The organism is Arthrobacter sp. G.S.26, assembly GCF_050847375.1.
Lineage (GTDB): Bacteria > Actinomycetota > Actinomycetes > Actinomycetales > Micrococcaceae > Arthrobacter.
Map to the genome: position 1 here is coordinate 1,181,639 of NZ_CP193752.1, position 18,591 is coordinate 1,200,229.

18 protein-coding genes are annotated in these 18,591 nt (G+C 66.7%); 15 read left to right on the plus strand and 3 right to left on the minus strand.

Going from position 1 to position 18,591, the window contains the following annotated elements; translation table 11 throughout:
• From sdhA to sdhC, 3 genes are all read right to left on the minus strand, one after another.
• Entirely contained in the window at positions 1-1,800 is a 1,800-nt protein-coding gene (sdhA, locus tag ACRB8A_RS05480; RefSeq protein WP_050684889.1) for a succinate dehydrogenase flavoprotein subunit, read from the minus strand.
• Positions 1,801-1,907: 107 nt separating this feature from the next.
• The gene (locus ACRB8A_RS05485) at positions 1,908-2,369 is read right to left on the minus strand and encodes a succinate dehydrogenase hydrophobic membrane anchor subunit (RefSeq protein WP_050684890.1); all 462 of its coding nucleotides are present in this window, start codon (positions 2,367-2,369) and stop codon (positions 1,908-1,910) included.
• A 3-nt stretch (positions 2,370-2,372) separates the two neighbouring features.
• Complete coding sequence (gene sdhC, locus ACRB8A_RS05490; protein WP_082178227.1) at positions 2,373-2,753, minus strand: succinate dehydrogenase, cytochrome b556 subunit; 381 nt, start codon at positions 2,751-2,753, stop codon at positions 2,373-2,375.
• Between the two features lie 268 nt (positions 2,754-3,021).
• Between sdhC and ACRB8A_RS05495 the strand changes: the two genes are divergently transcribed.
• The 15 genes from ACRB8A_RS05495 (at position 3,022) to ACRB8A_RS05565 (ending at position 18,508) form a co-directional block, all read left to right on the plus strand.
• Positions 3,022-4,155 (plus strand): mannose-1-phosphate guanylyltransferase, encoded by a 1,134-nt coding sequence (locus tag ACRB8A_RS05495; protein WP_432245790.1) that lies wholly within the window; start codon positions 3,022-3,024, stop codon positions 4,153-4,155.
• Positions 4,156-4,293: 138 nt separating this feature from the next.
• Positions 4,294-5,493: an amidohydrolase gene (locus ACRB8A_RS05500; RefSeq protein ID WP_050684893.1), complete on the plus strand. Its 1,200-nt coding sequence runs from the start codon at positions 4,294-4,296 to the stop codon at positions 5,491-5,493.
• Between the two features lie 77 nt (positions 5,494-5,570).
• Positions 5,571-6,005, plus strand: a complete 435-nt coding sequence (locus ACRB8A_RS05505; RefSeq protein ID WP_050684894.1) for a MarR family winged helix-turn-helix transcriptional regulator — start codon at positions 5,571-5,573, stop codon at positions 6,003-6,005.
• A gap of 56 nt (positions 6,006-6,061) precedes the next feature.
• Positions 6,062-6,490, plus strand: a complete 429-nt coding sequence (locus tag ACRB8A_RS05510; protein ID WP_432245791.1) for an organic hydroperoxide resistance protein — start codon at positions 6,062-6,064, stop codon at positions 6,488-6,490.
• A complete protein-coding gene (locus ACRB8A_RS05515) occupies positions 6,487-7,518 on the plus strand; it encodes an NADP-dependent oxidoreductase (RefSeq protein ID WP_432245792.1) in 1,032 nt (343 codons plus the stop codon). The genes ACRB8A_RS05510 and ACRB8A_RS05515 overlap by 4 nt, the downstream gene beginning before the upstream one ends.
• 246 nt (positions 7,519-7,764) lie before the next feature.
• Positions 7,765-8,874 carry a BMP family lipoprotein gene (locus tag ACRB8A_RS05520; RefSeq protein ID WP_050684897.1) on the plus strand — a complete coding sequence of 370 codons (1,110 nt, stop codon included), beginning with the start codon at positions 7,765-7,767 and terminating at the stop codon, positions 8,872-8,874.
• A gap of 178 nt (positions 8,875-9,052) precedes the next feature.
• Positions 9,053-10,627 (plus strand): ABC transporter ATP-binding protein, encoded by a 1,575-nt coding sequence (locus ACRB8A_RS05525; protein ID WP_432245793.1) that lies wholly within the window; start codon positions 9,053-9,055, stop codon positions 10,625-10,627.
• Positions 10,620-11,975 (plus strand): ABC transporter permease, encoded by a 1,356-nt coding sequence (locus ACRB8A_RS05530; protein ID WP_432245794.1) that lies wholly within the window; start codon positions 10,620-10,622, stop codon positions 11,973-11,975. Before ACRB8A_RS05525 ends, ACRB8A_RS05530 begins: the two co-directional genes overlap by 8 nt.
• Positions 11,972-13,297 (plus strand): ABC transporter permease, encoded by a 1,326-nt coding sequence (locus ACRB8A_RS05535; protein WP_050684900.1) that lies wholly within the window; start codon positions 11,972-11,974, stop codon positions 13,295-13,297. Before ACRB8A_RS05530 ends, ACRB8A_RS05535 begins: the two co-directional genes overlap by 4 nt.
• 5 nt (positions 13,298-13,302) lie before the next feature.
• Entirely contained in the window at positions 13,303-13,710 is a 408-nt protein-coding gene (locus ACRB8A_RS05540) for a cytidine deaminase (RefSeq protein WP_082178228.1), read from the plus strand.
• Complete coding sequence (locus ACRB8A_RS05545) at positions 13,707-15,026, plus strand: thymidine phosphorylase (protein WP_432245795.1); 1,320 nt, start codon at positions 13,707-13,709, stop codon at positions 15,024-15,026. Before ACRB8A_RS05540 ends, ACRB8A_RS05545 begins: the two co-directional genes overlap by 4 nt.
• A gap of 6 nt (positions 15,027-15,032) precedes the next feature.
• Positions 15,033-15,662, plus strand: coding sequence for a DedA family protein (locus tag ACRB8A_RS05550; protein WP_432245796.1), 630 nt, complete (start codon positions 15,033-15,035; stop codon positions 15,660-15,662).
• A 220-nt stretch (positions 15,663-15,882) separates the two neighbouring features.
• On the plus strand, positions 15,883-16,581 hold the full coding sequence (locus tag ACRB8A_RS05555) for a DedA family protein (RefSeq protein WP_432246016.1): 699 nt from the start codon (positions 15,883-15,885) through the stop codon (positions 16,579-16,581).
• A 39-nt stretch (positions 16,582-16,620) separates the two neighbouring features.
• Positions 16,621-17,757: an adenosine deaminase gene (locus tag ACRB8A_RS05560; RefSeq protein WP_050684904.1), complete on the plus strand. Its 1,137-nt coding sequence runs from the start codon at positions 16,621-16,623 to the stop codon at positions 17,755-17,757.
• A 100-nt stretch (positions 17,758-17,857) separates the two neighbouring features.
• Complete coding sequence (locus ACRB8A_RS05565) at positions 17,858-18,508, plus strand: MazG nucleotide pyrophosphohydrolase domain-containing protein (protein ID WP_285241029.1); 651 nt, start codon at positions 17,858-17,860, stop codon at positions 18,506-18,508.
• The last annotated feature ends 83 nt before the right edge of the window (positions 18,509-18,591 follow it).

The window sequence follows — 18,591 nt, forward strand, 5'->3', positions numbered from 1 at the left end:
TTAGTACTTCCTCACCATCGGCTCGTAGCGGGTAAAGACAACCGGCTTCGTGGCCAGGCGGATGCCGGCGATTGCTTCAGCCGATCCGTCTGCCGGGGCGTGGTCATCCTTGTACGCCATGGAGTGCTTCATAAATTTCTCGTCGTTGCGGTCCGGGAAGTCCTCGCGGAAGTGTCCGCCGCGGGATTCCTCGCGGTGCAGGGCCGCCACGGTCATGACCTTGGCCAGCTCCAGCAGGAAGCCCAGTTCCACGGCCTCCAGCAGGTCCAGGTTGAAGCGCTTACCCTTGTCCTGGACGTTGATCCGCGTGTACCGCTCCTCGAAGGAGGCGATGTCGGCCAGGACCTGGTTCAGCGTGTCCGCGGTGCGGAACACCTGCATGTTGGCGTCCATGGTGTCCTGGAGTTCCTTGCGGATCAGGGCCACCTTTTCGTCGCCTTCGCCGTTGCGGGCGATGTCCAGCAGTTCCGTGGTGTAAGCCAGCGGGTTCTCCGGCAGCTCCACGTAGTCGGCGGTCTTGGCGTACTCGGCCGCGGCCACACCGGCGCGCTTGCCGAACACGTTGATGTCCAGCAGCGAGTTGGTGCCCAGCCGGTTGGAGCCGTGCACGGACACGCAGGCCACCTCACCGGCGGCGTACAGGCCCGGGATGATGGTGTCGTTGTCCTGCAGGACCTCGGTGGTGATGTTCGTCGGGATGCCGCCCATGGCGTAGTGCGCCGTGGGGAACACCGGGACGGGTTCCGTGTAGGGCTCCACACCAAGGTAGGTGCGGGCGAACTCGGTGATATCCGGCAGCTTGGCGTCAATGTGCGCCGGCTCCAGGTGGGTGAGGTCCAAAAGGACGTAGTCCTTGTTCGGGCCGCAGCCGCGGCCTTCGCGGACCTCGTTGGCCATGGAGCGGGCCACGATGTCGCGGGGCGCCAGGTCCTTGATGGTGGGGGCGTAGCGCTCCATGAACCGCTCGCCCTCGGAGTTGCGCAGGATCGCGCCTTCGCCGCGGGCGGCCTCGGAAAGCAGGATGCCCAGGCCGGCCAGGCCTGTCGGGTGGAACTGGAAGAATTCCATGTCCTCGAGGGGGATTCCCTTACGGAACGCGATGCCCATGCCGTCACCGGTGAGGGTGTGGGCGTTGGAGGTGGTCTTGAAGACCTTGCCGGCGCCGCCGGAGGCGAAGACCACCGACTTGGCCTGGAACACGTGCAGTTCGCCGGAGGCCAGGTCGTAGGAGACGACGCCGGCAACACGCTTCTGCTTGTACGGGGTGCCGTCCTCGCGGACCGCGTCCTCTTCGACCGTCAGGAGGTCCAGGACGTAGTACTCGTTGTAGAACTCGACGTTGTGCTTGACGCAGTTCTGGTACAGGGTCTGCAGGATCATGTGGCCCGTGCGGTCAGCGGCGTAGCAGGCCCGGCGGACGGGAGCCTTGCCGTGGTCGCGGGTGTGGCCACCGAAGCGGCGCTGGTCAATGCGGCCCTCGGGCGTGCGGTTGAACGGCAGGCCCATCTTTTCCAGGTCCAGCACGGCGTCGATGGCTTCTTTCGCCATGACTTCGGCGGCGTCCTGGTCAACCAGGTAGTCGCCGCCCTTGACGGTGTCGAACGTGTGCCATTCCCAGTTGTCCTCTTCGACGTTGGCAAGGGCCGCGCACATACCGCCCTGCGCCGCGCCCGTGTGTGAACGGGTGGGGTAGAGCTTGGTCAGTACTGCTGTGCGGGCGCGCTGACCGGATTCGATCGCGGCGCGCATGCCAGCGCCACCGGCACCGACGATGACGACGTCGTACTTATGGACCTGCATACCAGACGCTCTTTCTCTCAAATTTCCTGTAAAACAACGGGGCGGCGTTGGCTGCCCCGCACAACAGGGCCCGCGGTTATGCCCGCGGGCCCTGGAAAGTGCTGCTGCTAGGCAGGGCAGAAACCGCCCGGCAGGGGAACGCCGTCGACGACGGGGCACGGGTTGAAGGTGAAGATCACCAGGGTGCCCAGGACGATGATGACAACGGTTGCGCTGTAGAGGACCGTCTTCAACCAGCGGCGGGTTGAGTCCTTCTCGGCGTAGTCGTTAATGATGGTTCGCACGCCGTTGGTGCCGTGCAGCATGGCCAGCCACAGCATGGCCAGGTCCCAGAACTGCCAGAACGGGTCGGCCCACTTGCCGGCCACAAAGCCGAAGTCGATCGCGTGGATGCCTTCGCCCACCAGGAGGTTCACAAAGAGGTGGCCGAAGATCAGCACCACCAGCACCACGCCGGAGAGGCGCATAAACAGCCAGGCCACCATCTCGAAGTTGCCGCGGCTGCCGCCGTTGCGGCGGTACTGCGGTGCGATCCGGCCGCTGCGCGGACTGTCGATTGTTGCAGTCATGGCTTAGTGACCTCCGAGGGCGAGGGACAGGTGGCGGATGGAGAAGGCAACCATTGTCACTACCCAGAGGCCCAGGACAACCCAGAGCATCTGGCGCTGGTACTTGGCGCCCTTCTTCCAGAAGTCGACGGCGATGATCCGCAGGCCGTTGAAGGCGTGGAACACGATGGCGGCAACAAGGCCGGTCTCGCCCAGCGCCATAAGGGGATTCTTGTAGGCGCCAATGACGGCGGTATACGCCTCAGGCGAAACCCGCACCAAGGAGGTGTCCAGGACGTGGACCAACAAGAAGAAAAAGATCACTACACCGGTAATCCGGTGTCCTACCCAGGACCACATGCCTTCACGGCCGCGGTACAAGGTGCCAGCTGGTTTTGTCGGCACTGAATAAACCTCCCTGCAACACAGCGGCGCTGGCATGAGATCCACGCGGGGGGAACGCCTGCTGCGAGAGCACTCGTAGCTCGAGCCTAAATCTAGGCTCCGCTTACAGCTTATTCAATTTAGGAGCCACTTAGTGACCAGCAGCGGCGCGGGTTCGGTGGATTTTGTGAGACAAACGCCACAGTGGGTTGCGCGGCCGGGCCCTGATGTGTCGTGCCGGGGGCACTTTACCGGGGCAGCGGTGCCGGTTCGGCTAAAGTAGGCCCTGATGAGTACAGACACAGTGACAAGCCCGGTATCACCCCTTGACCGCTTTATTGCGGTGATTCCGGCCGGCGGAGTGGGGACCCGCCTCTGGCCCCTGTCACGAGCCGCAGCTCCCAAGTTCCTTCACGACCTCACCGGTTCGGGCAGCACACTGCTGCGCGCCACCTTTGACCGGCTGCAGCCTTTGGCCGGCAGCCGGGTCCTGGTGGTCACCGGCCAGGCCCACCGCGAGGCTGTGTGCCGCCAGCTCCCGGAGCTGGAGGATTCGGACCTGGTCCTCGAATCCGAGCCCAAGGATTCCGGTGCCGCGATCGGGCTGGCCGCAGCCATCCTGCACGAACGGGACCCGGACACCATCATGGGTTCCTTCGCAGCAGACCAGGTGATCAGCCCGGACAACCTCTTCCAGGAAGCGGTCCGCGAAGCGATCCACGCCGCTGCCGCCGGAAAGATCGTCACCATCGGCATTAAGCCCACGCACCCCTCCACAGGGTTCGGCTACATCCGTTCCGGTAAGGCGTTGAACATCGACGGCGCGCCCAGCGCGCTGGACGTTGTGGAGTTCGTCGAGAAGCCGGACGAGGAAGTTGCCCAGCAGTATGTGGACAGCGGCGAATACTCCTGGAACGCCGGGATGTTCGTGGCGCCCGTGGCCCTGATGCTCAAGCACCTCGAAGCCAACCAGCCCGGCCTCTTTAACGGCCTGCAGGAAATCGCCCGCGCCTGGGACACCCCGGACCGCGACGAGGTTACGGCCAGGGTCTGGCCCACCCTGCCCAAGATCGCCATTGACTACGCCGTGGCGGAGCCCGCCGCGGAAGCCGGCGACGTCGCAGTGGTCCCGGGTTCCTTCCGCTGGGACGACGTGGGCGACTTCGCCTCGGTGGGCCGGCTGAACTCCGCCAGGGAAGTTGACGACGTCACGGTGCTCGGTGAGGGCGCCCGCGTCTTCACCGAAAACTCCAGCGGCGTGGTGGTCACTGACACCAAGCGCGTCATCGCGCTGATCGGGATCCAGGACGTGGTCATTGTCGACACGCCCGACGCCCTGCTGGTGACCACCATGGCGAACTCGCAGCGCGTTAAAGCCGCCGTGGACGCCCTGAAGGCCAGCGGCGACACCGACGTCCTCTGAAACCGGCCGCCCGCCGTCGTCAACTTCCCGCCCTCGCCAACCTCCCGCCGTCGTCAACCCGACGACGGCGGGAGGCCGCGGGAAGTAACGCGGCGGCCGTGATGCCCGTAAAGCGGCGGCGCTCGCTAGAGTGAACCAGTGCGCAATTACACTACTGAAGCCGAACCCACCGCTTTGGTGGCTCCATGGCTGGAGCCGCTCCTGCCGGAACTGATCGATTTCCGCAGGGACCTGCACGCACATCCGGAATTGTCCTTCAAGGAGTTCCGCACCACCGACAAGCTGGCCGAGCGGCTGGAGGCAGCCGGGCTCAGCCCGCGCCGCCTCGAAGGCACCGGGCTCACGGTGGACGTAGGGGAGGGCCCCATCGCCACGGCCCTGCGCGGGGACATCGATGCCCTGCCCATCATTGAGGAAACCGGCCTGCCGTTCGCCTCAAAGAACCACGGCGTCACCCACGCCTGCGGCCATGATGTCCACACCACCACCATGCTGGGCATCGCCCTGGTCCTGCAGAAAATGCACCAGGCCACCCCGCTGGGCGCCACCGTCCGCCTCATCTTCCAGCCGGCCGAGGAAACCATGCCCGGCGGCGCGCACTCCTGCATTGAACAGGGCGTCCTGGAAGGTGTTCCGCGGATCCTCGCCCTGCACTGCGATCCGCGGATCGAGGTGGGCAAGATCGGCACCCGCATCGGCGCCATCACCTCGGCGTCGGACACCATCCGGATCGAACTTTCGGGCCGCGGCGGCCACACCTCCCGCCCGCACCTCACCGAGGACTTGGTTTTTGCGCTGGCGCAGATCGCCGTCAACGTCCCCGCAGTCCTCTCCCGCCGCGTGGACGTCCGCAGCGGCGTGTCCGTGGTGTGGGGCCAGATTTCAGCGGGGTCCGCCCCCAACGCCATTCCCGGCACCGGGTACATGGCGGGCACCATGCGCTGCCTGGACCGTGACGCCTGGCACGCTGCCGGCGAACTGCTGGACGAGGTGGTCCACCAGGTGGCCGCCCCCTACGGCGTTGATGTCCGGCTGGAACACACCCGCGGCGTGCCGCCGGTGGTCAACTCCGAGCATGAAACGGCAATCATCGAAGCGTCCGCCCGCGCTGAAATCGGCGAAAGCGCCGTGGTGCTGACCCCGCAGTCCATGGGCGGGGAGGATTTCGCCTGGTTCCTGGCGGAACTTCCCGGCGCCATGATGCGGCTGGGCACCAAGACCCCGGGCGGCGAGGAGTACGACCTGCACCGCGGCGACTACATCCTGGACGAACGCGCCCTGGGACTGGGCATCCGGGTCCTGACCGCTGCGGCACTGCGGACCATCCGCGACCTGTAGACGCGGCCGGTGGGGGAGCGCTGCTGTGCGCCCCAATCTAAGTTGTGCACAATTCAATTGTGGGCTACGGTAGATGCATGAGCGAAACCCCCAGGCTGGACCGTCAAGTGTGCTTTGCGCTGTACTCCGCATCCCGGGCAGCCACCGCCGTTTACCGGCCCGTCCTGGAAGACCTCGGCCTTACCTACCCGCAGTACCTGGTACTGCTGGTCCTCTGGGAGAACGACCCCCGGGGCGTCAAGGAACTGGGCGAGGAACTTGGCCTGGACTCCGGCACTCTGTCGCCCCTGCTCAAGCGGCTCGAAGCCCTGGGCTTTGTGGAGCGCCGCCGGTCGGGAGAGGACGAACGCCGGGTGGCCGTCCACCTCACCGCCGCAGGCCGGGAACTCAGCGTCCGGGCCAGTGCCATCCCGCAGCGGCTCGCAGATGCTGCCGGCCTCTCAGCCGATGAGCTGGAGCAGCTCCGCACCACACTGGGCAAGCTCACCGCAGCCCTGCACTCTGCCGTCTGACCCGCGGCAGGACCCCCCATTTTTCAAGCAATCACCTACAGAACGGAACTGTTCCTGTGAAGACCCTTTACACAGCCGAGGCACTGGCCTCCGGCGAAGGCCGCGACGGCACCGCACGCACCAATGACGGAAAACTCGAAGTTGACCTGGCCAGCCCCGTTGAACTCGGCGGCAGCGGCGAAGGCACCAACCCCGAGCAGCTTTTCGCCGCCGGCTACGCTGCCTGTTTCCACTCCGCCCTGCGCCTTGTGGGCCGCAAGGAACGCGCCGACCTCGCGGACTCCGCCGTCGCCGCCAAGGTGCACCTGGGTCAGCTTCCCGACGGCGGCTTCGGCCTCGCCGTCGACCTCGAAATCGCACTGCCCGCCCTCGACCTGGGCACCGCAGAAGACCTGGTCGCCAAAGCCCACCAGGTCTGCCCCTATTCAAACGCCACCCGCGGCAACATCCCGGTGGACATCAAGGTATTGGAGTTTGCAGCATGAGCGTCACAACACTTCCCGCCAGCACCCGCGAAATCCAGCTCGCCTCCCGCCCCGTAGGCCGGCCGGCGCCGGAGAACTTCCGCCTCGCCGAGTCGGGCCTGCCGGAGCTGCAGGAGGGCCAGATCCTGGTCCGCAACACCTTTATGTCGGTGGACCCCTACATGCGGGGCCGCATGAACGACGTCAAGTCCTACTCGGCGCCGTTCGCCGTGGACCAGGCGCTCGACGGCGGCGCCGTGGGCGAGGTCATCGCGTCCCGGTCAGCTGACCGGGCCGTGGGGGAGACGGTGGTGCACTCGCTGGGCTGGCGTGAGTACGCCGTTGTCGACGCCGCCACCAGCGCCGTGGTGCGCCCCGAGCTTGCCCCGGAGTCCGCCTTCCTCGGCGCCCTCGGCATGACGGGCCTGACCGCCTACGCCGGCCTGCTCAAGGTGGCCGAATTCAAGGCCGGCGACGCCGTCTTCGTCTCCGGCGCAGCAGGGGCCGTGGGCTCGCTGGTGGGCCAGATCGCCAAGGCCATGGGCGCCTCCCGGGTCATCGGTTCCGCCGGTACTCCGGAAAAAGTGGCCCGCCTGCTGGAGCTCGGCTTCGACGCCGCCTTCAACTACAACGACGGACCTGTCCGGGACCAGCTCGAAAAAGCCGCAGGCCCCAACGGCATCGACGTCTACTTCGACAACGTCGGCGGCGAGCACCTCGAGGCAGCACTGTCCGTACTGAACGTGGGTGGCCGCGTTGCCATGTGCGGCGCCATCGCCCAGTACAACTCCACCGAGCCCACGCCGGCGCCGCGGAACCTGATGCTGGCCATCGGCAAGCAGCTCACCCTGCGCGGATTCCTGGTGGGTGGCTACTGGCACCTGAAGGACGAGTTTATGGAGAAGGCCGCAGCGTGGCTTGCAGACGGCTCCATCAGCTACGACGAAACCATCGTGGACGGACTCGAAAACGCCCCGCAGGCCTTTATGGACCTGCTGGACGGCGCCAACACCGGCAAGATGCTGGTGCGGATCCAGCCCCAGGGCTAAACGCCTCCGCAGCCAGTAGGCGTGCCGCCACCGCGCGGCACGCCTACTGGTTGGTAACAACTTGTAAACAATCTCCGGGAACGGGTGCCCCTGTGCTACAGGGGAGTGGCGCAGGCCACTAAAGTAATGGCATCAGTGCGCTCCGGCGCAGTGCTGCGGGCCCTCAGTGAAAACAGAATTTCAGTGTAGAAACGGACACTCATTGAATTCCAGCCGTAGCGCCACTCTCTTCATCCTGGAGGAAAATTGAAGACATCACTGCGTGCACCCTTCAAGCGCGGTTCACTGGCAGGGCTGGCCACCATCAGCGCGTCCGCACTCCTGCTCAGCGCCTGCGGCGCGGCACCCGAGGCAGGCAGCGGCCCAAGCGCCGGCGCCACGGACTACACCGGGTGCATCGTCTCCGACTCCGGCGGGTTTGACGACCAGTCCTTCAACCAGTCCTCCTACGAGGGCCTGAAGAAGGCCGAAACCGACCTGGGCATCAAGGTCAACCAGGTTGAATCCAAAACCAACAACGACTTCGACCCCAACCTGCGGGCCATGGTCAGCGCCGGCTGCGACCTCACCGTCACGGTGGGCTACCTGCTGGGCGACGCCACCAAGGCACAGGCAACGGCGAACCCGGACAGCCACTTCGCCATCATTGACTTCGGCTATGAAACCCCCATCAGCAACGTCAAGCCCATCATCTACGACACGGCCCAGGCTGCGTTTATGGCCGGCTACCTTGCTGCCGGGTCCACCAAGACCGGAACGGTCGCCACGTTCGGCGGCATCAAGATCCCCACCGTCACCATCTTTATGGACGGCTACGCGGACGGCGTCAAGTACTACAACGAGCAGAAGGGCAAGGACGTCAAGCTCCTTGGCTGGAACAAGGAAGCGAAAGACGGCAGCTTCACCGGCGACTTCGAAAAGCAGGACGTCGGCAAGCAGCTCACGCAGAACTTCCTGGACTCGGGTGCCGACATTGTGATGCCCGTGGCCGGCCCCGTGGGCAAGGGCGCCGGCGCGGCGCTGAAGGAAGCCAAGGCCGCCGGAAAGGACGTCAAGCTCATCTGGGTTGACTCCGACGGATACCTCACGGCACCCGATTACAAGGACATCATGCTCTCCTCCGTGATGAAGGAGATGGGCGACGCCGTGGAGACGGTGGTCAAGGAAGACAAGGACGGAAAGTTCAGCAACACCCCGTACGTTGGCACGCTGGCCAACGAGGGTGTGAAGCTGGCACCGTTCCACGACTTCGATTCCCAGGTCCCGGCCGAACTGAAGGCCGAGCTGGACCAGATCAGCAAGGACATCGTGGACGGCAAACTGAAGGTTGTGTCCGAGTCCAGCCCGAAGGTCTGAGCACTGCCTGTAAGCGCCACCGCCCGGTTGGTCACTGACCCGCCGGGCGGTGGCGCTTTTTGCTGGCCGCGCCACCGGGCACACCCCCGCCCATCCCAGGACCGCACCCACTAGGCTGGTCCTGCAGCCACATATCCCGTCCGGTCGATCACCGGACGCTTCGAGATTGGTCAGAGTTTTGAAACTTGAACTCAGAGGGATCACCAAACGCTTCGGCACCCTGATTGCCAACGACCACATCGACGTGGTGGTTGAGTCCGGTCAGATCCACTGTCTGCTCGGCGAAAACGGTGCCGGCAAATCCACCCTGATGAACGTCCTGTACGGGCTCTACGAGCCCAGCGAAGGCGAGATCCTCGTCGACGACAAACCCGTCTCCTTCCGCGGCCCGGGTGATGCCATGGCTGCGGGCATCGGCATGGTGCACCAGCACTTTATGCTGGTGCCCGTCTTCACCGTTGCCGAAAACGTGGCCCTGGGTGCCGAGCCCACCAAGGCGGCCGGCTTCCTGAACCTGGACGAGACCCGGCGCAGGATCCGGGAAATCTCGGACCAGTACGGTTTCGACGTGGACCCGGACGCCCTGGTGGAAGACCTGCCCGTCGGCGTCCAGCAGCGGGTGGAAATCATCAAGGCCCTGGTACGCAACGCCAGCGTCCTGATCCTCGATGAGCCCACTGCCGTCCTGACACCCCAGGAAACGGACGAGCTCCTGGACATCATGCGCCAGCTCAAGGCCGGCGGCACCTCCATCGTCTTCATCAGCCACAAGCTGCGCGAAGTGAAGGCCGTCTCCGATACCATCACCGTGATCCGGCGCGGAAAAGTGGTGGGCACAGCGGATCCCGCAGCCTCCACCACCGAACTCGCCTCCATGATGGTGGGACGTGCGGTGAGCCTGACCCTGGACAAGGAGCCGGCCACACCGCAGGAAACCACCTTCGAGGTCCGGGACCTGACGGTGATCGCCCCCAACGGCCAGCACATGGTGGACGAGCTCAGCTTCGACATCGCCCGCGGCGAGATCCTCGCCGTCGCCGGAGTCCAGGGCAACGGCCAGACCGAACTGACCGAGGCAATCCTGGGCCTGCAGGACAGGGTTTCGGGATCCGTCACCCTTGACGGCAAGGAACTCCTGGGCCGGTCCGTGAAGGACGTCCTCGGCGCCGGCGTCGGGTTTGTCCCGGAGGACCGCAAAGTGGACGGCCTCGTCGGTACCTTCTCCGTGGCGGAAAACCTGGTCCTCGACCTTTACGACAAGCCCCCCTACGCCAAGGGCATCAGCATGAGCCCGGCAAAGATCATGGAAAACGCCAAGGCACGGATCGGCGAATTCGACGTCCGCACCCCCTCCGCCGCTGCCGCCGCCGGCACCCTTTCCGGCGGCAACCAGCAGAAAGTGGTGATGGCCCGGGAGCTGTCCCGGCCGCTGCGCCTCTTTATCGCCTCCCAGCCCACCCGCGGCGTGGACGTGGGCTCCATCGAATTCCTGCACCGCCGCATCGTGGCCGAACGGGACCAGGGCACCCCGGTGATGATCGTCTCCACCGAGCTGGACGAGGTGATGGAACTCGCCGACCGCATCGCGGTGCTCTACAAGGGCAAGCTGGTGGGCATCGTCCCGGCCGGCACCGGCAGGGACGTCCTTGGCCTCATGATGGCAGGCATCGCCCCCGGCGAACACACCGCCAGCCCGTCCACGGGCACCCAGCCCGCCGCCACCGCCGACACCGAGGGAGGCGACCATGCCTGAGAATCCCAAACCCCAACACGGAGCCGGCGAGACGCCGGAAACCGCTCCGGAGCAGACCGCAGCCGCGGCCGCCGTGGACACCGCCGGCGGTGCCATGGAACCGTCTGCAGTCCCCGCCACCGCCCAAAGCGGGCAGCTTCCCGGCGGCCCGGACACCGTGCTCCGGAAAATCTTCACCGGCAGCGGGATGGTCTCCGTCCTGGCCGTCCTCCTGGCACTGGTCATTGGCGGCCTGCTGATCGCCAGCACCGACAAACAGGTCGCCGCCACGTCGACGTACCTGTTCGCCCGGCCCGCCGACTTCGTGGCTGCGGTATGGAACGCGGCCACCCGGTCCTACATCGCACTGTTCCAGGGCTCGGTGTTCAACCCGCGCGGTAACACCGCCGCGGCCCAGTTCGCGCCGTTTACCGAAACCCTGACCATCGCCACGCCGCTCATCACGGCGGGCCTGGGCGTGGCCCTGGCCTTCCGGGCCGGGCTGTTCAACATCGGCGCGCAGGGCCAGATCATCATGGCCGGCATCCTGGCCGCCTGGGTGGGTTTCGCCCTGGACCTGCCGCTGGGCCTGCACCTGCTGCTGGTCCTTGTGGCAGGCATCATCGGCGGCGCGGTGTGGGGCGGACTGGTGGGCCTGCTCAAGGCCCGCACCGGCGCACATGAGGTGATCCTCACCATCATGTTCAACTACATCGCCCTGTACTTCCTGCGCTACCTGCTGAACACCCCCGCGTTCCAGCGGCCGGGGGAGACCAACCCCATCTCACCCATCCTCGAAGCCAGCGCCGTGTACCCGCAGATCCTGGGCGGCCAGTTCCGCCTCCACCTGGGCTTTGTCCTGGCCATCGCCGCCACCGTCCTGGTGTGGTGGCTCCTCAACCGCTCCACCGTGGGCTTTGAGTTCCGGGCCGTGGGCGCCAACCCCAAGGCTGCCCAGACCGCCGGCATCAACGTCTCCCGCGCCACCATCCTGGTGATGGCCATCGCCGGTGGCCTCGCCGGCCTCTCCGGCGTGGCCCAGGTGGCCGGCACCGAGAAGGTCCTCACCGACGGCGTCGCCGCCACCTACGGGTTCGACGCCATCACCGTGGCGCTGCTGGGGCGCTCGACGCCGTGGGGAACCTTCGCGGCCGGCCTGCTGTTCGGCGCCTTCCGCGCCGGGGCCGTCCAGATGCAGATCCAGACCGGCACCCCTATTGACATCGTCCTGGTGGTCCAGTCCCTGATCGTCCTCTTCATCGCGGCACCGCCCCTGGTCCGCGCCGTCTTCGGACTGAACCCGCGGCGGAAGAAACCCGCCCGCGCCGCCAAGTCCCGCCGCGCAGCCACCACCGGAGGTGCCGCATGAGCACAACAGTTTCCTCACCCAACCCGGGTACCCCGCGGCCGGTAAACGCCGGACCGGGGGAGCGGGCAGCCGCGGTCTCCGCCAAACCCGTGGGCTGGCGCACGCCCGTCATCCTCGCCGCCTTCGCCCTGATCGCCCTGGTGTTTTTCGGGCTCATGGGTCCCAACCAAACGGCCAGCTTCGGCATCTCCACGGGCAGCGACTTCTTCCAGCTGCCGGCATTGGAGATCAACGCCTTCGCCGGCGGGCTGGTGCTGTCCATTGTGCTGCTGGCCCTGGCCGGCTATGCCGTCTACCTCAAGACCCAGGACCGGCCTTCCCCCGGCTGGCTCAACGTGGCCTTTATTGTCCTTTTCGTCGCAGCCTTCCTGATCTGGGTGGTGGGCGGTGCCCGCACCCCGGCCATCTCCCTGGCCGGCCTCATCGCCGGTTCCGTGACGCTGGCCGTGCCCCTGGTCTTCGGTTCCCTTTCCGGCGTGCTGTGTGAACGGGTGGGTGTGGTTAACATCGCCATCGAAGGCCAGCTGCTGGGCGGCGCCTTCACCGCCGCCATCGTGGCCACCATCACCCAGAACCCGTTCATCGGGCTCATCGCCGCGGCTGCCGCCGGCGCCGTGGTGTCCATGGTGCTCGCCGTCTTCAGCATCAAGTACGTGGTCAACCAGATCATCGTGGGTGTGGTGCTGAACGTCCTGGTCTCCGGCGTCACCGGCTTCCTGTTCAGCACCGTCATGCAGGCCAACAAGGCACAGTTCAACTCCCCGCCGGGACTGGACATCATCGAAATTCCGCTGCTGTCCGGCATCCCGATCATCGGGCCCATCCTGTTCCGCCAGTCCCTGGTGGGCTACCTGATGTATGCCGCCGTCCTGGTGGTGTGGGTGGGCCTGTTCAAGACCCGCTGGGGCCTGCGCGTCCGGGCCGTGGGCGAGCACCCGCAGGCCGCCGACACCCTGGGCATCAACGTCAACGCCACCCGGTTCTGGAACGTCACCCTCGGCGGTGCCGTGGCAGGCATCGGCGGCTCGTTCTTCACCCTGGTGGCCATCGACAGCTTCACCAAGGAAATCTCCGGCGGACGCGGCTTCATCGCCCTGGCCGCGCTGATCTTCGGCCGCTGGAACCCCATCGGGGCGTTCTTCGCAGCGCTGCTGTTCGGCTTCGCCGACAACCTGCAAAGCATCGTGACCATCATCGGCACCCCGGTGCCGAGCCAGTTCATGGCCATGCTGCCCTACCTGGTCACCGTCCTCGCCGTCGCCGGCCTGGTGGGCAAATCCAGGGGGCCGGCGGCCAGCGGCATCCCGTACGTTAAGGGTTGACGGCCGTGGACAACGGAACGGCGGTGGACTGGGCCGCCCTGGAACAGGCAGCGGTGGCGGCCATGGGCAACGCCTACGCCCCGTATTCGAAGTTCCCGGTGGGCGCCGCGGCGCTCACCGCGGACGGCCGGATTGTCAGCGGCTGCAACGTGGAGAACGCCAGCTACGGCCTGACCCTCTGCGCCGAGTGCGCGCTGGTGGGCAACCTGCACATGAGCGGCGGCGGCCGGCTCCGGGCGTTCTATTGCGTGGACGGCGCCGGCAATGTGCTGATGCCCTGCGGCCGCTGCCGGCAACTGCTGTACGAGTTCCGCGCCCCGGACATGGAGCTTATGACCACCCACGGCATCAAAACCATGGACCAGGTGCTGCCAGACGCCTTCGGTCCCGAACACCTGGAGGAAACCCGGTGACAGCGAACCGTACATCCGAAGCTTTCGACGCCGTTGACATCATCCGCGTCAAACGGGACAAAGGGACCCTGAGTCCCGAACAGATCGACTGGACCATCGACGCCTATACCCGGGGCGCCATCGCCGATGAGCAGATGGCCGCCTTGAACATGGCCATCCTGCTCAACGGCATGGACCGGACCGAAATTGCCCGCTGGACGGCGGCCATGATCGCCTCCGGCGAGCGGATGGACTTCTCCAGCCTCCGGCGGCCCGACGGCGGCCTTAAGTACACCACCGACAAGCACTCCACCGGCGGTGTGGGGGACAAGATCACCCTTCCGCTGGCACCACTGGTGGCCGTTTTCGGCGTGGCTGTCCCGCAGCTCTCCGGCCGCGGCCTGGGACACACCGGCGGCACCCTGGACAAGCTGGAGGCGATTCCGGGTTGGCGGGCGGACCTGAGCAACGCGGAGATGCTGGCCCAGCTGCAGGACGTGGGGGCAGTGATCTGCGCTGCGGGCGCCGGCCTGGCCCCCGCCGACAAAAAGCTCTACGCCCTACGGGATGTGACGGGTACCGTGGAGGCGATTCCGCTGATCGCCTCCTCGATCATGAGCAAAAAAATCGCCGAGGGCACCGGGTCCCTGGTCCTGGACGTCAAGGTGGGCAGCGGCGCGTTTATGAAGGACGAGGCCACCGCCCGCGAACTCGCCGAGACCATGGTGGCGCTGGGCAAGGACGCCGGAGTCAACACGGTGGCCCTGCTCACCAACATGAACACCCCGCTGGGGCTGACCGCCGGCAACGCCATCGAGGTGGCCGAGTCCGTGGAGGTGCTGGCCGGCGGCGGCCCCGCCGACGTGGTGGAGCTGACGGTCCGCCTGGCGGAGGAAATGCTGGCCTGCGCCGGCGTCCACAACGCCGACCCGGCAGCCGCCCTCAAGGACGGCCGGGCCATGGACGTGTGGAACCGGATGATCCGGGCCCAGGGCGGCGATCCCGCCGCCAGGCTGCCGGAAGCCAGGGAGTCCGATGTCATCTACGCCCCCGCAGACGGTGTGCTGGTGGAACTGGATGCCCTGTCCGTCGGCGTCGCTGCCTGGCGCCTCGGTGCCGGCCGCGCCCGCAAGGAGGACGTGGTCCAGGCCGGAGCCGGGGTGCGGCTGCACGCCAAACCCGGCGCCCTGGTGCGTGCGGGGGAGCCGCTGATGACGTTGCTCACCGACACTCCGGAGCGGTTTGCCCGGGCCAGGGAAGCACTGGAACACGCGGTGGTCATCGCCCCGGAGCGCTCCCGGCCCGCGCAGCAGCTGATCATCGACCGCATCGCGTAGGGACCCATGCAGGCCATCAACGATTTCATCCTCGCCGCCGCCGGACAACCGTGGGTCCTGGCGCTGGTCCTGGCGTGCTGCATCATCGATGGCTTCTTCCCGCCCATCCCCAGCGAGTCCGTGGTGGTGGGCCTGGCCGCGGTGGCTGCCACCGCGGACGTGCCCAACCCCTGGCTCCTGGTCCTGGTGGCGGGCTTCGGGGCGTTTGCGGGGGACAATATCGCCTACCTGCTGGGGCGGAAGGTGGGCGTGCAGCGCTGGGCCTGGATGCGCAGACCCCGCATGCAGAACGCGTTCCGGTGGGCCGGCCGTGAGCTTCGCAAACGCCCGGCCTCGCTGGTGCTGGTGGCCAGGTTTGTCCCCATCGGCAGGGTTGCCGTGAACCTCACCGCCGGAGCCACCCACTACCACCACCGGCGGTTCGTGGGCCTGACCGCGCTGTCGGCCACGCTGTGGGCCGGCTACTCCGTGGGCATCGGCCTGTTTTTTGGCCAGTGGTTCGAGGACAACCACCTGCTGGGGGCGGCCATCGCAATCGTCTGCGCCGTGGCCCTGGGTGTGGTGGTGGACCTGGTGATCAACAAGGTCCGGCGCAAGGCCCCCATGGTGGAACGGATGCGCGAACCGGAGGCGTAGGCCCCGCGCGGATCAGCCCCTGGGTGGAGGAGCTCGGACCCCGGATATCACCCGCTGGGACGACGCCGCCGCGGGGCAGGCCGGGATACCGTTGGAACAGGTGTTCCGGGGCCGGGGCGTAGCGAACGACGTCCCGGCCGTGGGACACTTATTGCGATTTCTGCCGACGTTTTCGGCGACTGTCCCTGAGGAGCAAGTCCGCGTGGATTTCCTGAACCAAATGCTCGAGTCAGCAGCCGAGCAGCCGTGGATTTATCCTGTGCTCCTGGTCTTCTTTTTTGTTGACGGCTTCGCCACCATCCTGCCCAGCGAAACCGCCATTGTTGGCCTTTCGGCGCTGTCGCTCCACACCGGGCAGCCCAACCTGTGGATCCTTGGGGCCACGGCCCTCGTGGGCGCCATGGCCGGGGACAACATGGCGTACATGCTGGGCAAAAAGATCGGCCTGGACCGCTGGAGATGGATGCGCCGGCCCAAGGTGAAAAAGATGTTTGGCTGGGCCCAGTATGAGCTGGATAAACGCGGCGCCGTGCTGATCTTCACCGCCCGCTACATTCCCTGGGGCCGGGTGGCAGTGAACTATGTGGCGGGACAGACAGGTTTCCGGCACCGCACCTTCTTCTGGCTCGATGCCTTCGCCTGCGTCACCTGGGTGGGCTACTCGATCGGCATCGGGCTGCTCGCGGGCCAGTGGGTCCACCACAACCCGCTCCTCGGCGTTGGCATCGCCGTGGTCTTCGCCGTCCTGCTGGGCATCGTGATCGACCACGTGCTCCGCTGGTGGCACAAGCACCTGGCCCGCAACGACGCCCACGGTGCCGACGCTGGAACCGATGGCCGCGGCGCCGGCGCCCCGGAGTCCGCCGGCGGATCCGCCGGCATCCTGGCACCCACCCCGGGGGACGGCGCGGCCAAGTAGCGGCTGGCTTTGCATCTCCGGCCACCCTATGGTTGGAACGTGACTGAGCCTATTCTTGACGCTGCCCCTGCCCTCGATTTTGACCTGAAGAGCCTGCCCAAGGTTTCCCTGCATGACCACCTGGACGGAGGACTCCGTCCGGCCACCATCATCGAGCTGGCGCAGGCCGCCGGCCACACCCTTCCTTCCACCGATCCTGTGGCCCTGGGTGAGTGGTTCCGCGAGTCGGCCGACTCCGGCTCCCTGGTCCGCTACCTGGAAACGTTCGACCACACGGTGGCCGTGATGCAGACCGCCGAAGGCCTGTTCCGGGTCGCCAAGGAATTCGTCGAAGACCTCGCGGACGACGGTGTGGTGTACGGCGAAGTCCGCTGGGCCCCCGAACAGCACCTGCAGCAGGGACTGTCCCTGGACGAAGCAGTGGAAGCCGTCCAGGAAGGCCTGGAAGCCGGCGTCGAAGCAGTCAGCGAAACGGGCCGGGAGATCCAGGTAGGCCAGCTGATCACCGCGATGCGCCACGCTGACCGCGGCCAGGAGATCGCCGAGCTCGCCGTCAGGCACCGCAACCAGGGCGCCGTGGGCTTCGACATCGCCGGCGCCGAGGACGGCTTCCTGCCCGCACGCTTCAAGGACGCCTTCACCTACCTTGCCCAGCACAACTTCCCCGCCACCGTGCACGCCGGCGAAGCCGCCGGCCTGGAGAGCATCCAGTCGGCACTGGTGGACGGCCGGGCCCTCCGGCTGGGCCACGGCGTGCGGATCGCCGAAGACATCACCGTGGAATTCGACGAGGACGACGACGCCGGGGACACCATCGGAATGGTGACCCTGGGCGACCTCTCCAGCTGGGTCCGCGACCGCGGCATCGCCCTGGAAATCTGCCCGTCCTCCAACCTGCAGACCGGCGCCATCTCCGGCTTCGGCGAGGGCATCGAGAGCCACCCGCTGGACATGCTGTACCAGCTGGGCTTCAACGTCACCATCAACACCGACAACCGGCTTATGAGCGGCGTTACGCTCACCGACGAGTTCGACCTCCTGGTGGAGACGTTCGACTACGACCTCGATGACCTGCTGGAACTGACGCTCAACGCGGCCGAGGCCTCCTTCCTGCCCCTCGAAGAGAAGGAAGCGCTGGTGGAGTACATCAACGACGCCTACGCCAACCTTGGCTGACCAGCACGCTGCAACGCCCGGCGGCTCCCCTGCGGGGGAGCTGCTGGCTGGGCAGGAATTAGTTGGGATAATCGCCGCGCTTCGGGAGCACTGCCCCTGGATGGGCGCCCTGACGCACGCCTCCCTGGTGGAATACCTCCTCGAGGAGGCGTACGAACTCGCCGAGACCATCGAGGCGGGTACCCCGGCAGCTTCGGGCCAGGTCGCGGACGGCGCGGATCACGCTGCGGGGATTGACGACGCCGAACTCTGCGGTGAACTGGGCGACGTCCTTTTGCAGGTGGTCCTGCATGCCCGGCTCGCGGAGGAGCGCGGCGCTTTTGCGTTCGACGACGTGGCTCGCGGCCTGGCTGCCAAAATGGTCCGCCGCAACCCGCACGTGTTCCGTCCCGACGGTTCGCTGCAGGACAGTTTCCCGGCCTCGATCGAGGAAATCGTCCAGACCTGGGACGCCGTAAAACGCACCGAACGGCCCGGCCGGGCCAGCCCGTTCGAGGGCATCCCGCAGGCCCTTCCCGCCCTGGCGAGGGCGCAGAAGTCCCTGGACCGCGCGGCCCGCGCCGGACTCGCGCTGCCGCCGGCGGGGCCTGCCCCGCAGACGGAGGACGAGCTCGGGGACCTGCTGTTCGGCGTCGTCCGTTCCGCCGCCGCCGGTGGCCTGGACGCCGAACGCGCCCTGCGCGGTGCCATCAGGCGCTACCAGCAACAGGACGCCCCGGAACCCCGGCCCGCCGCCACACCCCTGCCGTGACGTCCGGGGGCTGGATAGGTTTCCGTAACCTGGGCCACTCTGGACTACGCTTGTCCGTGACGAGGACGTCAACATTTTCTGCA